Source organism: Burkholderia sp. E168m15 (assembly GCF_016586105.1).
Lineage (GTDB): Bacteria > Pseudomonadota > Gammaproteobacteria > Burkholderiales > Burkholderiaceae > Burkholderia > Burkholderia orbicola.
The window spans coordinates 1-14396 of the sequence record NZ_BCPO01000082.1 but is presented as its reverse complement, the minus strand read 5'-3'; the positions used below and the strand labels follow the sequence as shown (position 1 = coordinate 14396).

The following is a 14396-nucleotide window of genomic DNA, read 5'->3' as shown; positions in this document are numbered from 1 at the left end:
GCGGCGCGTGGCTGCTCGCGCGCACGTCGGCGCGGGCACGCATCCGGCGCCGCGTCGCGCGCCAGGGCTCGCTCGTCCGCACGCTCGACCGGTTGCCGTGCGTGCTGCTGCCCGATGCGCGTCCGTATGCGGGCTGGTTCGACGGCCTCGGCTGCCGCACGCTCGCCGATCTGCGCCGGCTGCCGCGCGCGGGGCTGCAGCGGCGCTGCGGTCCCGCGCTGCTGGCCGCGCTCGATCGGGCGTACGGCGAAGCGGTCGAGCCGCTCGCATGGATGGCGGTGCCGCCCGTGTTCGACGTGCGGCTCGAATTGCCGGAGCGCGTCGAATACGCGGAAGCCGTGCTGTTCGCCGCGCGGCGGCTCGTCGTGCAGCTGTGCGGCTGGCTGGCCGCGCGGCAACTGTCGCTGGCCGCGATGACCTTCGATCTCGAGCACGAGCGCGGCCGCCAGGCCGTGCCGCCGACCCCGCTCGAGCTCGCGTTCGCCGCGCCCGTGCGCGACGAAGCGCATTTCATGCGGCTGCTGGGCGAGCGGCTCGCGCGCGTCGAGTTGCCGGCCGCGGTGATCGCGGTGCGGTTGAAGGCCACGCGCGTCGAATCGGTCGCGCCGCCGGCCGACGATCTTTTTCCCGAGCCGGGCGGTACGCGCGAGACGCGCGAGCGGTTGTTCGAACTGCTGGTCGCACGGCTGGGCGCGGACAACGTGCTGCGCGCGGCGCCTGTCGCCGATTACCGGCCCGAAGCCGCGAACCGTTGGCTACCGCTCGATGCGCAGGCCGGCAAGCCCGCTGCTGTTTCACCCGCCGCGCCGCCGCGTCCCGCGTGGCTGCTGGCCGAGCCGCTGCCGTTGCTGATGCGCGGCGAGCGGCCGGTATTTCATACGCCGCTCCGGATGATGTCGTCGGCCGAGCGGATCGAAGCCGGGTGGTTCGACGGGCAACTCGCTGCACGCGATTACCACGTCGCGCAGGATGAAGAGGGCGCGTGCTATTGGGTGTTCAGGGAGCGGACGAGCAGTCAGGCTGCGCCGCGCTGGTTCCTGCACGGCCTGTTCGGGTGAACGAAGATGGTTGCGGAATTCAGCTTGCTGCCCGATTACGCGGAGTTGTTCTGCCGCTCGAATTTTTCGTTCCTGCATGGCGCATCGCATGCGGAAGAACTGGTCGAGCGCGCCGACGAACTCGGCTATCGCGGGATCGCGATCACCGACGAATGCTCGCTCGCCGGCGCGCCGCGCATGCATGTCGCCGCTAAAGAGAAAGGGCTGCCGCTCGTCATCGGTTCGTATTTCGACGTCACGCCGGATGAAGTCGCACCCGGCCACGACCCGGGCCCCGGTGCGTTCGGGCTCGTGTTGCTCGCGCAGAACCGCGAAGGGTACGGCAATCTGTCCGAGCTGATTTCATGGCGGCGGATGGAGGCTCCGAAGGGGACGTACAAGCTGACGTCGCGGGTGCTGTCGGCGCCGCCAGCGAAGTTTGCACACCTGCGCGGGATGCCCGACTGCTTCGCGATTCTCGTGCCGACGTATCCGGTGCGGGCGGACGTGCTCGATGCGCAGGTCGCGTGGTTTCGCGCGACGTTCGGCGAGCGTGCGCGGCTCGGGCTCGTGCAGTTGCAGCGCGCGCTCGACGGCGTGCAGCGCGACGAGATTCGTGCGGCCGGCAAACGGCGCGGCGTGCGACTCGTCGCGCTCGGCGACGTGACGATGCACGTGCGCTCGTGCAAGCCGCTGCAGGACGTGATGACGGCGATTCGTGTCGGGATGCCGGTGGCCGAGTGCGGCTATGCGCTCGCGCCGAATGCGGAGCAGCATTTGCGTTCGCGCGGGCGGATCGCGAAGTTGTTTTCGGCGGAAGAGATTGGCGAAACCTGCGCGATTCTAGACGCGTGCGATTTCGATCTCGGCAAGCTGCGCTACGAGTATCCCGACGAGATCGTGCCGAAGGGACTCACGCCGACGCGCTATCTGGAACAGGAAACCTTCGCGGGCGCGGCCGATCGTTATCCGAACGGCATTCCGGAGAAGGTCGACAAGCAGATCCGCCATGAACTCGACCTGATCGCCCGGTTGAGTTACGAACCGTTCTTCCTGACCGTCTACGACATCGTCAAATACGCGCGCAGTCAGAACATCTTGTGCCAAGGGCGGGGTTCGGCCGCGAACTCGGTGGTCTGCTACTGCCTCGGTATCACCGAAGTGAATCCCGAGCAAAGCACGATGCTGTTCGAGCGTTTCATCAGCGAGGAACGCGGCGAGCCGCCGGATATCGACGTCGACTTCGAGCATCAGCGCCGGGAAGAGGTGATCCAGCACATCTACGAAAAATACGGCAAGGATCGCGCAGCACTCGCGGCCGCCGTTTCGACGTATCGCCCGCGCGGCGTGCTGCGTGAAACCGGCAAGGCGCTCGGCGTCGATCCGATGCTGGTGGATCGCGTCGCGAAGGGCCATCGCTGGTTCGACGGCAGCCGCGATCTGCTGCAGCAATTCGCGTCGACCGGGCTCGATCCGGCGACGCCGATCATTCAGACATGGGCCGAACTGGCGGGGCGCCTGCTCAACTTTCCGCGCCACCTGTCGCAGCATTCGGGCGGCTTCGTGATCAGCCGCGGCAAGCTCACGCGGCTCGTGCCGGTCGAAAATGCGGCGATGGACGGGCGGCGCGTGATTCAGTGGGACAAGGACGATCTCGAAGCGCTCGGGCTGATGAAGGTCGACGTGCTCGCGCTCGGCATGCTGTCGGCGCTGCATCGCGCGTTCGACCTGCGCACCGCGTGGCGCGGGCCAGCGAAGGACGGCAAGCCATTCACGCTGAAACACATTCCGCAGGATGACAAGGCAACCTACGACATGATCTGCCGTGCCGATACCGTCGGCGTGTTCCAGATCGAATCGCGCGCGCAGATGTCGATGTTGCCGCGGTTGAGGCCGCGCAACTACTACGATCTCGTCGTCCAGGTGTCGATCGTGCGGCCCGGTCCGATTCAAGGCGGCGCGGTGCATCCGTATTTGAAGCGGCGCAGGATCGTGGCCGGCGAAGAGAAGGGGGAGGTCACGTATCCGAGCGACGCGCTCAAGGAAGTGCTCGTTCGCACGCTGGGTGTGCCGATCTTCCAGGAGCAGGTGATGCAGATCGCGATCGTTGCGGCCGGTTTTACACCCGGCGAAGCGGATGACTTGCGCCGCGCGATGGCCGCGTGGAAGCGCAAGGGCAATCTCGAGAAATATCAGGACAAGATCATCAGCGGGATGCTCGAACGCAACTACACGCGCGAATTCGCCGAGCAGATCTTCGAACAGATCAAGGGCTTCGGCGAATACGGTTTCCCCGAGAGCCACGCCGCCAGCTTCGCGAAACTCGCGTACGCGAGCAGCTGGCTCAAATGCCACGAACCCGCGATCTTCCTCGCCGCGCTGCTGAACAGCCAGCCGATGGGGTTCTACCCGCCGTCGCAGCTCGTGCAGGACGCGAAGCGTCATCGCGTGAAGGTGCTGCCGATCGACGTCACGCAAAGCGGTTGGGAAGCGTCGCTCGAAGCACTGCCCGATCAGCCGCCCCCGCATGGTCAACCGGCCGTGCGGCTCGGCCTGTCGCTCGTGCGCGGCCTGAGCGAAGCCGCCGCGCGGCGCATCGAAGCCGCTCGTACCGCCGGCCCGTTCGATAGCGTCGACAGCCTCGCCCGTCGCGCGCAGCTCGAACGCCGCGATCTCGAGGTGCTTGCCGCCGCGAATGCGCTCGCGACGCTCGCCGGCCATCGCCGCGATGCGCTGTGGCAGGCCGTCGCCGCGGCGCCGGAGCGCGACCTGCTCGCCGCCGCGCCGATCGACGAGGTGGAGCAGCCCGCGCTCGGCGCGCCGTCGGAAGCCGACGACATCCTCGCCGACTATCACACCACCGGCCTCACGCTGAACCGCCACCCGGTCGCGCTGCTGCGGCCGGCCTTGCGCGCGCAGCGGCTGTCGTCGGCGGCCGAGTTGCGCGAGCGTCCCGATGGCCGGCTCGCACGCGCATGCGGGCTCGTGATCGCGCGACAGATGCCGGGCACCGCGAAGGGCGTGATGTTCATGACGCTCGAGGACGAAACGGGCTGCGTGAACGTGATCGTCCGGCCCGAACTGCTCGCGCGGCAGCGCCGCGAAACGCTCGATTCGCGGCTGCTTGCGGCGTCCGGCGTGTGGCAGGTCGTGAGCGACGTGCGGCACCTCGTCGCGCAGCATTTCGAGGATCTGACGCCGCTGCTCGGTGGCCTGCGCACGTCGAGCCGCGAATTCCACTAAGGCCGGCATGCACCGCCGGCACGCGCGCGGCACGATGGGCGCGACGGGTACGATGCCGCACGGCACGGCACGGCACGGCCACCGTCACTGTCACCGCACTACCACTCAAGACCGCAAGCCGCCCCCCATACGCTTACGGCACCACCGGCGGATGGTAAGCGAGCGTACCGGCGAGCGCCCACAGCATGAAGATCACGAGCGGCAGATGCACGACCAGTTGCGTGAACGTGAAGCCGACGATGTCGCGCGCCCGCAAGCCGAGCACGCCGAGCAGCGGCAGCATCCAGAACGGATTGATCAGGTTCGGCAACGCCTCGGCCGCGTTGTAGACCGTCACGGCCCAGCCCAGATGAACCTGCAGCAGTTTGGCCGCCTCGATCACGTACGGCGCCTCGATGATCCACTTGCCGCCGCCGGACGGCACGAAGAACCCGAGCACGGCCGAATACACGCCCATCACCGCGGGGAACGACGCATGCGACGACATCGCGACGAAGAAGTGGGCGAGGTGATCGGACAGCGGCAGCCCGGTGGGCGCGGCCGCCTTGGTCAGGATGTACGCGATCCCGCCGTACAGCGGAAACTGGATCAGCACGCCCGCGACCGACGGCACCGACCGCGCGACGGCATTGAGGAAGCGCCGCGGTCGCCAGTTCAGCAGCATGCCCAGCAGCAGGAACAGGAAGTTGTACGTGTTCAGGTTCGAGATCGCGATCAGCGGATTTTTCGTCGTGAACTCGTGCCACGCCCAGATCGCGCCGATCGCCACGATCACGATGGTGACGAGCGGGCTGTATTCGAGCCAGTCGCCCGGGCGGCTCGGGCGCGCGAGCGTGGCATGGCTTTCGTCGAGTGCAATGCCGAGCGCCGTCGCGGTCTTCGCCCGCGCGTCGTTCGGCGCGGACAGATACGCGATCAGCAGCGACGCGACGGTCAGCACCGCGGCCATCAGCATCGACTGCGGGAGAAAGATCGTCTCGGTGAACGGGATGACGCCGGAGATCGCGAGCAGCGCCTTGGGCAGGCTGTCCGGATTCGCCTGCAATTGCGACGCGGACGAACTCAAACCCAGCGCCCACGTCGCGCCCATGCCGAGATAAGCGGCCGCGCCGGCCGCGCGGTAATCCATCCGCAGATCGGTGCGGCGCGCGAGCGCACGCACCAGCAGGCCGCTGAAGATCAGGCTGATCGCCCAGTTGAACAGCGACGCGACGATGCTGACGAGCGCGACGAACGTCACCGCGGCGCGCCCGGACGCGGGCACGCGCGCAAGCGCATCGATCAGCCGCGACGCGGGCGGGGACACCGCGACGACATAACCCGAGATCGCGACGATCGCCATCTGCATCGTGAACGGGATGAGGCTCCAGAAGCCGTCGCCGAACGCCACGCCGACCCGCGTGACCGGCGCCCCGACCGCCAAGGCACCCGCCGCCACGATGATCACCGCGAGCGCGGCGAAGATATAGGCGTCCGGGAACCACTTCTCCGACCAGCGCGCCATGCCCGCAGCCATTCGTTCCAGCGCACCTTCGCGGTCCGCCGCCGGCGCGTCGCCGCGCTGCACGTCCATCAGCTCTTTCATCTCGATCTCCTTGCCCGTCACGGGTTCAATTCGCTTTTTCATGGATTTGAATGGCCGCGGCCAGATCCTCCAGCGCGGTGCCGACGGCCTTGAACACGGTGCGCTGCAGGTCGTTCGTGCGGCCCTGCGCGTCGCCCCGGCACAGCGCCGTCAGGGTCCGGCTCAGGTGCTCGGGCGCAATGACGTTGCGCGCCAGCGGGCCCAGCAGGTCGCCGGATTTTTGCGCGGCCTCGTCCGTGTCGACGTAAATCTCCGCGTGCCGGAAGCAGTCGTCGTCCGCTTCGCGCATGCGCGGCGTGAAGCTGCCGATCAGGTCCAGATGCGAGCCCGGTGCGAGCCACTCGCCGCGGACGATCGGCTCCGTCGCGAGCGTCGCGCAGGTGACGACGTCGGCACGCCGGACGCTCTCCTCGAGATGCGTGACGGGCGTTGCATCGAAACCGTCGCGGGTCAGCCGGTCGACCAGTCGCGCCACCGCTTCGCGGTCCTTGTCCCAGACCTCGACGTGCGAGATCGGCAACTGGCTGCGATACGCGAGCGGCACGAGGCTGCCGACCCGGCCGGCGCCCAGCAGCACGAGGCGCGATGCGTCGGGCCGGGCCAGATAGGTGGCAGCCAGCGCCGACGCCGCCGCGGTGCGGCGCGACGTGATTTCGTTGCCGTCCAGTTGCGCGAGCGGGCGGCCCGTTCGCCCGTCGTAGAGCACGTAGGTCGAGTGCAAGCCGGGCAGGCCGTGTTCCGCATTGCCGGGAAAGATGTTGACCGTCTTGATGCCCAGATACCCGTGGTCTTGCCACGCGGGCATGATGAGCACCGTGCCTTCGTCCGCGCTGCCGGCATGGACGACGTGCGAATGCCGCAGCGGCACGTGGCAGCCGTCGACGAATGCTTGCCGCAGGCGCGCGACCAGCGAGTCGAAATCCAGCGCGTCGCGGGTCGCGACGGCGTCGAAATGTTTCATGGTGAACCTTTCCTCGAACGGGGGTTATGCATCGATGCTGATGTCGGTTGCCGGAATGGCCTGGCAGGCGAGGCACAAGTCGGCTTCGTCCGGCCCCTGTCCGCTCAGATGCGTGACTTCGCCGGAGACGACCTTGACCGCGCAGCTCTCGCACTGTCCGACCCGGCAACCGCTCGGCAACGCGATGCCGAGGCTTTCCGCGAACGACAGCAGGCTGCCGTCGCCGGGTGTCCAGGTGGCCGTGCGGCGCGACCGCGTGAACTGCACCGCGTATTGCTTCGACGGGTCGAGCGTCGGCCGGGACGGGGACCTGAACGCTTCCTTGAAGATGTCGAACGGCGGGACGCCGCGCGCGATCAGCCCCGCCGTGATCGCCTCCATCATCGGTTCGGGGCCGCACAGGTAAAACCGCGCGCGCCGCCGGATCAGGTCGTCGGCGACCACGTCGGCCGACAGGTAGCCGTGCAGCTGAAAGTCGCGCCCCGGTATCTCGTCGCGCGGCTGGTTGTAGCAGTTGACGACGTCGAGCGTCGGCAGGCGCTGCTTCAACGTCTCGATGCGGTCGCGGAACGCGTGCGTGCTGCTGTTCAGGTTGGCATAGAAGAGCCGCGATTCCGGCGCGCGGTCCGCCAGATCGCGAATCGATTCGAGATACGAAATGAACGGCGTGATGCCGATGCCGCCCGCGAACATCACGACCGGCTGCCGCGATGCCGGCGGCACGACGAACGTGCCGCCGGGCGCACCGAGCAACACCGGATCGCCGACCTCGAGCACGCCGTGAATGTAGGACGACATCGCACCTTCGAACGCGGTGCCGTCGCGCGTCTGACCTTTCTGGTGCCGTACCGAGATGGTGTACGTGCGGCGATCGTCCTCGCGGGCGGCGCCCGTCAGCGAGTAGGCACGCGTCGTCCCGCCGTCGCCGAGCGACGGGATATGCAGCGTCACGTGCTGACCGGGCAAATAGTCCGGCAGCGCGCCGCCGTCCGCGGCCCGAAACGTGACGGTGCGTACGCCGCTCGCTTCCTCGCGTATCGCGGACACGACGAAATCCCGCAGGCCTTGCCACGGGCGGCGTGCCGGATCGACCGACGGGTCGCGCCGGATGCGGCAGCGCAAGGACCGCAGCGGCGACGAGCCGCTGACCGGATCGAGTTGCGCGGCCGACACGAGCGGGTTGAAATTGCTGTTGTCGCGGCCGCCCACGGCGAGCGCATCGAGGCCGACCTCGTCGCAGGCCTGCCACCAGCCGTACTCGGCCACGATCACGTTGCGCGCCAGTTCCGGTACGACGCGCGCCTTGAAGCGCGCCGCGCCGTTCGTCGTTTCGATCACGCACCAGTCGCCGTCGACGATGCCGTGCTCCGCCGCCAGTGCATCGTTGAGTTCCGCCACCGGGTACGGCGCGCGGCGCCGCAGGCTCGGCAGGCCGCGATGCTGGCTGTGGCAGTAGTAGCCGTTCTTCGTCGACGTCAGCGTGTACGGAAAGCGGCGGGGGTTGTCCGCGCGTGCATCGTCGCCATGCCGCGGCGGCACGTACTGCGGCACGGGCGGGTAGCCGTGACGATGCAGTTTCTCGGAATACAGTTCGACGCGCCGCGTCTCGGTGTTGAAACCGCGCATGCCGTCGGGCGTCGCCGCCGCGTATTGCCGCTCGCGCTGCGGCAACGGCCTGACGATACCTTCCGGATGGGCGCGCAGCGATGCGACGTCCAGCCCGAGCGGTTCGAGCACGTGATTCCAGCCGGCCTCGATGCTGCCGCCGAAGAACGCGTCCTGCATCCCGAGCCGCACGGCCAGCTCGAAGACGATGTCGTAATCGGCGCGGCTCTCGCCTCGCGGCGGCACCATGCGCTGCCGCAACTGCACAAGTTCGACCGCGCGCTCGTCGATCTCGAAGCCGAGCCGCAGCCCTTCGCGCTCCCACGGCGTGTTCACCGGCAGCAGGATGTCCGCATAGCGTGACGACGGCGTCTCGAACAGATCGCAGTGGACATGGAAATCGAGCGCGCAAAGCGCCTCGTGCGCGAGGCCGCCGTCCGCCTGCGACATCACCATGTTCGTGCCGAACGCGAACAGCGCGCGCACGCGGTACGGTTCGCCGTCGAGGATCGCGCGATAGACGTCGCGTGCCGTGACCCAGCCTTGCGCCGGCGGGCCGAGCGGCCGCTCCGCGAGGCCGAGCGCTTTCGCGCGTTGCTGCGGGTTCAGCATCGCGTAGCTGCTGACCGCGTTGGCCGGCTGCTTCGTCCATTCGCGGTTCGAGCCGCGCGTGTCGAACGCACCCGTCAACGCATACAACGTCGCGATGGCGCGCTCGGTTTGCGTGGCGTTGGTGTGCATGCCGACGCCGGACCACGCGTGATAGGCGATCGCCTGGTGCGGGCGCAGCATGTCGGCGGCCTTCACGATGTCGGCTGCGGCGACGCCGGTGATCGCGGCCGCCTGTTCCGGCGTATAGGCGTCGAGCGCCTTCGCATAGAGGTCGAAGGCCGGCGTGCAGTCGACTTCCATGCAGCGGCCCGCCGCATCGCGGATCGCGACGCGGCGCACGCCGGTCATCGACAGGTCGGCGGGCCGGGTCGCGGTTTCCCCGCCGGCGAGTTCCAGCCGATCGAGCGTCTCGTTCCACACCACGTAGCGGTTGTCGGACGCCTCGCCGTCGAGATCCCGCTCGCGCAGGAACCGGCCGGTGTCGGCCCGCACGAGCAGCGGGCCGTTGGTCCATTCCAGCACGAATGCATCGTCGACGTTGCCGGTCGCGATCATCTGCCGCGCGATCGCCATCGCGAGCGCGCCGTCGGTGCCGGGCTGGACGCGCAGCCACAGGTCGGCTTCCCGCGCGAGCGCGGTCGGCCGCGGATCGACGACGATCAGCCGGGCGCCGTTGCGGCGGCCTTTCGCGATCGCATCGGCCTGCGCGAGCCAGGTGTTGGCGGGATTGTTGCCCCACAGCACGATGAGCCCGGCATGCCGGTAGTCCGCGCCGGGTATGCCGCAGCCGAACGTGAACGCATGCGCGCTGTCCTTGTGCCAGTTGCAGATCTCGGTCGCGTAGCAAATATTCGGGCTCCCGAACGACCAGACGAATCGCTCGACCCAGTCGATGCTGTCGCTCATCGGCGTGCCGCTGGGCGTGGTCACGCCGAACGCGACCGACTCGGCGCCGTTTTCCCGCTTGAAATACGCGAGACGCCCGGCGATCTCGGCCAGCGCTTCGTCCCAGCCGATGCGTTGCCAGCCGGGGTCGGCGGCGTCCTTCGGTTGCGTGCGCCGCATCGGGTACAGCACGCGGTTCGGGCTATGCACGAGTTCGGGCGCCGCTTTTCCCTTCATGCACATCGCGTGGCCGGTCGGGTGCGTATCGTCGGGCCGGACCTTGATCATCATGTCGCCATGCACGACGTTGATCGTGCCGCATCGCGACCGGCACAACGTGCAATAGCCCTTCTTTTCCTGCGTCTCCATCGTCTGGCATCGTCCGGTTCATGTTTGCGACCATGCTAGGAAGCGACGGCGGCCATGACAAATTCATCCTTTCGATGGTCCGGTATATATTGAATCAATATCGCATCCCTCGATCCGTTGTACCGTTCGGGCCTCCGAGGCAGTGCTGATCCGGAGCTGCCCGGCCTTCCCGGACCTTTTCCCGTGAATACGCACATCACCCTGCGCCAGATCGAATACTTCGTGTCGGTTGCCGATACGGGGCAAATTTCGAAATCGGCCAATCTTTGTTCGGTGTCGCAATCGTCGATGACGATCGCGTTGAAGAACCTCGAGGAGGCGGTGGGCGTCACGCTGCTGCTGCGTCATCCGAAAGGCGTGCGCCTGACGCCGGCCGGCGAGCGGTTCCTGCGTCACGTCCAGCACGCGACGATGTCGATCGATCGCGCGGTCGTGGCCGCCCAGGAGGACCCGGAGCAGATCGCCGGGCATGTCCGGATCGGGATGACCGAAACCATCTCGACCTATCTGATGCCGTCGCTGATGTCCGCCATTTCCCAGCGCTTCGGCAACCTCGGCGTGAGCATCGTCGAAAGCGAACGCGAAACGATCGAGACGATGCTGATCGACGATCGCCTCGATATCGCGCTGCTGCTGGTGTCGAATACCGCGGAAGTCGGCGACCTGAAATACGAGACGATTCTGCGTTCGCCGCGCCGGCTGTGGACCCATCCGGGGCATCCGCTGCAGGACGCCCGCCGCGTCACCCTCGAGGACGTCGCGCGCGAGAACTATCTGCTGCTCGACATGGACGAGCACCTGCGCACCGTCGGCAAGTACTGGGGCAGCTACGGCGTCGCGCCGAACGTCTGGATGCAGAGCAAGTCGATCGAAGCGGTGAGAAGCCTCGTCGCGCTCGGGCACGGGGTGACGATCCTCTCGGATCTCGTTTATCGGCCGTGGTCGCTGGAAGGCAACCGGATCAGCCGCCGCAATCTCAGCGTGACGGTGCCGACGATGGACGTCGGCGCGGTATGGCGGCGGGGCGGCGCGACGTCGGCGCCGTGCCGCGCGCTGCTGGAGCTGTTCCGGTCGTGGAGAAAGACGGCCGGCTAGTGCGTCGGCCTTGCCAGGGATGCATACCAGTTGCCCAAAGTGGTTCTATCCTGGTCTGCTTTCGATGCCCGGAAACGCGGCAAATCCCTCCTTCGACCCGTCCCTTTGCATACCACTTCGGGTAAATCCCTATCCCGCACTGCGTTGTAAACAAAGGCTTTGCCGGCGCTAAAACGCTTGCCGCGCAAGGCTTTCGGCGATTTTCGCAGCGCTAATACCAGTTCGTTGACTGGTATTATGGTGGTTATATAATGCGTTCACTTTCGACGGTCACGGATCGTCGTCCGACACCCGGAGGCACATGGAAACCGGCTGGTCCGAACTGGCGCCCGACCCCCTCGACGACACGCCGCTCTATCTGCAGCTCGCCCGCAATCTGGCGAGCGCGATCCACGCCGGCGCGTGGCGGGCCGGCGAGGCGCTGCCGTCGGAGCGGCTGCTGTCGGGGTCGGTCGGCGTGTCGCGGATCACCGCGCGTCGTGCGCTCGCGCTGCTGGTCGAGCAGGGCCTGATCAAGCGGGCGCGCGGTGCGGGCAGCTTCATCACGCCGCGCGTCGCCGATCCGCTGTCGCGGCTCGTCGGCTTCACCGCGAAGATGCAGCAGCGCGGCTTCGTGCCCGATTCGGTGTGGCTGTCGCGCACACTGCGCGCCGCGAGCCGTGACGAGCTCACGCATCTCGGCCTCGCGCCCGGCGCGACGGTGGCGCGGCTCGAACGGCTGCGCCGCGCGGACGGCATCGTGATGGCCGTCGAGCATTCGACGCTGCCGGCCGCGGTGGTGCCCGATCCGCAGGCGCTCGGCGCGTCGCTGTACGAATACCTCGATACGCGCGGCATGACCGTCGTGCGCGCGCTGCAGCACTTTCGCGCGGCGAATGCCACGCACGCGATCGTGAAATGGATGGCGGTGAAGCCGGGCTCGGCATTGCTGGTGATCACGCGCGTCGGCTACGGCGCCGACCAGCGTGCGATCGAAGTGACCGAAACGTATTGCCGCGACGACTACTACGACTTCGTCGCCGAACTGAAACGCTGACGCGCGAGACTGCCCGCGCATCCCGCGCGATCGCGATGGAACGCAATCGCGCGCAATGAATCGCAACGGATTGGCACATCACGACGCGGACGCTCGCGTCACCCGATCATCAAGAGAACGTCATGCTGACTGGCAACATCCTCACCCCCGACGGCTGGATTCACGGTTCGCTCGATAGCGAGAACGGCCGCATCACCACGCTCGACGGCACGCCCGTCGATCCCGCGACGAACGACGCGCCGTACATCCTGCCCGGCTTCATCGACCTGCACGTGCATGGCGGCGGCGGCGCAGACGTGATGGAAGGCGGCGACGCGATCGAGACGATCGTCCGCACGCACGCGCAATTCGGCACGACGAGCCTGCTCGCGACGACGATGACCGCGCCGCGCGACGAGCTGATGGAAGTCGTCGCGAACCTCGGCACCGTCGCGCGGAACCGCACGCCGGGCGGCGCGCGCGTGCTGGGCGTGCATCTCGAAGGCCCGTACATCAACCCGGGCAAGCTCGGCGCGCAGCCCGACGCGGCCGTGTCGGCCGTGCTCGACGAGGTGCTGAAGTACCTGTCGATCGCGCCGATTCGCGTCGTCACGCTTGCGCCGGAAATCACGGGCCACATCGAGATCATCGGCGAGATGGCCGCGCGCGGCGTACGCGTGCAGCTCGGCCACTCGCTCGCGACCTATGACGATGCGGTCGCCGCGCTCAAGCACGGCGCATGCGGTTTCACGCACCTGTTCAACGCGATGTCGCCGCTGCATCACCGCAACCCGGGCCTCGTCGGCGCGGCGCTCGCGCACGCCGAATACGCGGAAATCATCCCTGACCTGCTGCACGTCCACCCGGGTGCGATCCGGGCGGCGCTGCGCGCGATTCCGCGCCTGTACGTCGTGACCGACAGCACGTCCGCCACCGGCATGCCCGACGGTGAATACCGACTCGGCAGCCAGCACGTGACGAAGTGCCTCGGCGGCGTGCGGCTCGCCGACGGCACGCTCGCCGGCAGCACGCTGACGATGGACCAGGCGCTGCGCAACCTCGTGTCGCTCGGCCTGCCGATCGCCGACGTGTCGAACCGGATGTCGCGCTACGCGGCCGACTACCTCGGCGTCGCAGATCGCGGCCGCCTCGAGCGCGGCGCCTGGGCCGACCTCGCGGTGTTCGATCGCGACCTGAACCTCACCGCGACCTATGTCGAAGGAGAATCGATTGTCGAATATGCTTAAGGAAGCGCGCGAGTCCGCCCAGGTCGTCGCCGCGCAGATCGCCGACACCACGCGCGTCGAAGCGCTCGCCGGCCAATTGCTCGATCACCCGCCGGCCGTCGCGCTGACGGTCGCGCGCGGCAGCTCGGATCACGCCGCCAGCTATTTCGCGAGCCTGACGATGAGCCGCCTCGGCGTGCCCGTCGCGTCGCTGCCGATGTCGGTCGCGACGCTGCAGCAGGCGCCGCTGAAGGTGCAGGACCAGCTCGCGCTCGCGTTCTCCCAGTCGGGCAAGAGCCCCGATCTCGTCAACACGATGGCCGCGCTGCGCGAAGCCGGCGCGCGTACCGTCGCCGCCGTGAACGTGCTGCCGTCGCCGCTCGCCGATGCGTGCGAGCACCAGTTGCCGCTGCTGGCCGGCCCCGAACTGTCGGTCGCCGCGACCAAGAGCTATATCGCGATGCTGTCGGCTTCCGCGCAGATCGTCGCGTACTGGCAGCGCGACGCCGCGCTGATCACCGCATTGCGCGGCCTGCCCGACGTGCTCGCGCAGGCCGGCCGGCTCGACTGGTCGCCGGCCGTCGCGGCGCTCGCGGGCGTCGAACGGATGATCGTGATCGGCCGCGGGCTGGGCCTCGCGATCGCGCAGGAAGCCGCGCTGAAGCTGAAGGAAACGTCCGGCATCCAGGCCGAGGCGTTCTCGAGCGCCGAAGTCCGCCACGGCCCGATGGAACTGATCGACCGCGACTATCCGCTGCTCGTG

General features: G+C 67.9%; 9 protein-coding genes. 6 read left to right on the top strand and 3 right to left on the bottom strand.

Annotated elements, in window-relative coordinates; all coding sequences use genetic code 11:
• Together JMF86_RS14095 and JMF86_RS14090 are read left to right on the top strand one after the other, a co-directional pair.
• Positions 1-1058: DNA polymerase Y family protein (locus JMF86_RS14095; protein ID WP_201317016.1), on the top strand; the 1058-nt coding region annotated here is incomplete at its 5' end.
• Positions 1059-1064: 6 nt separating this feature from the next.
• Positions 1065-4280, top strand: a complete 3216-nt coding sequence (locus tag JMF86_RS14090) for an error-prone DNA polymerase (RefSeq protein WP_201317015.1) — start codon at positions 1065-1067, stop codon at positions 4278-4280.
• 133 nt (positions 4281-4413) lie between these two features.
• Here JMF86_RS14090 and JMF86_RS14085 read toward each other — a convergent pair whose 3' ends face one another.
• Genes JMF86_RS14085 through JMF86_RS14075 form a run of 3 tightly spaced genes read right to left on the bottom strand, consistent with a single transcriptional unit; the run spans position 4414 to position 10297 of the window.
• Positions 4414-5865, bottom strand: a complete 1452-nt coding sequence (locus JMF86_RS14085) for a short-chain fatty acid transporter (RefSeq protein WP_236593013.1) — start codon at positions 5863-5865, stop codon at positions 4414-4416.
• A gap of 25 nt (positions 5866-5890) precedes the next feature.
• The gene (locus JMF86_RS14080; RefSeq protein ID WP_201317014.1) at positions 5891-6826 is read right to left on the bottom strand and encodes an ornithine cyclodeaminase family protein; all 936 of its coding nucleotides are present in this window, start codon (positions 6824-6826) and stop codon (positions 5891-5893) included.
• Between the two features lie 24 nt (positions 6827-6850).
• Positions 6851-10297, bottom strand: a complete 3447-nt coding sequence (locus JMF86_RS14075; RefSeq protein ID WP_201317013.1) for a molybdopterin-dependent oxidoreductase — start codon at positions 10295-10297, stop codon at positions 6851-6853.
• 183 nt (positions 10298-10480) lie between these two features.
• Between JMF86_RS14075 and JMF86_RS14070 the strand changes: the two genes are divergently transcribed.
• The 4 genes from JMF86_RS14070 to JMF86_RS14055 form a co-directional block, all read left to right on the top strand.
• Positions 10481-11392 carry a LysR family transcriptional regulator gene (locus JMF86_RS14070; RefSeq protein WP_201317012.1) on the top strand — a complete coding sequence of 304 codons (912 nt, stop codon included), beginning with the start codon at positions 10481-10483 and terminating at the stop codon, positions 11390-11392.
• Positions 11393-11693: 301 nt separating this feature from the next.
• Positions 11694-12428, top strand: coding sequence for a GntR family transcriptional regulator (locus tag JMF86_RS14065; RefSeq protein ID WP_201317011.1), 735 nt, complete (start codon positions 11694-11696; stop codon positions 12426-12428).
• 122 nt (positions 12429-12550) lie between these two features.
• The gene (gene nagA / locus JMF86_RS14060; protein WP_011546262.1) at positions 12551-13654 is read left to right on the top strand and encodes an N-acetylglucosamine-6-phosphate deacetylase; all 1104 of its coding nucleotides are present in this window, start codon (positions 12551-12553) and stop codon (positions 13652-13654) included.
• Positions 13647-14396, top strand: a 750-nt coding sequence (locus JMF86_RS14055; RefSeq protein ID WP_201317017.1) for an SIS domain-containing protein, incomplete at its 3' end; no start/stop codon positions are given. The genes nagA and JMF86_RS14055, both read left to right, overlap by 8 nt.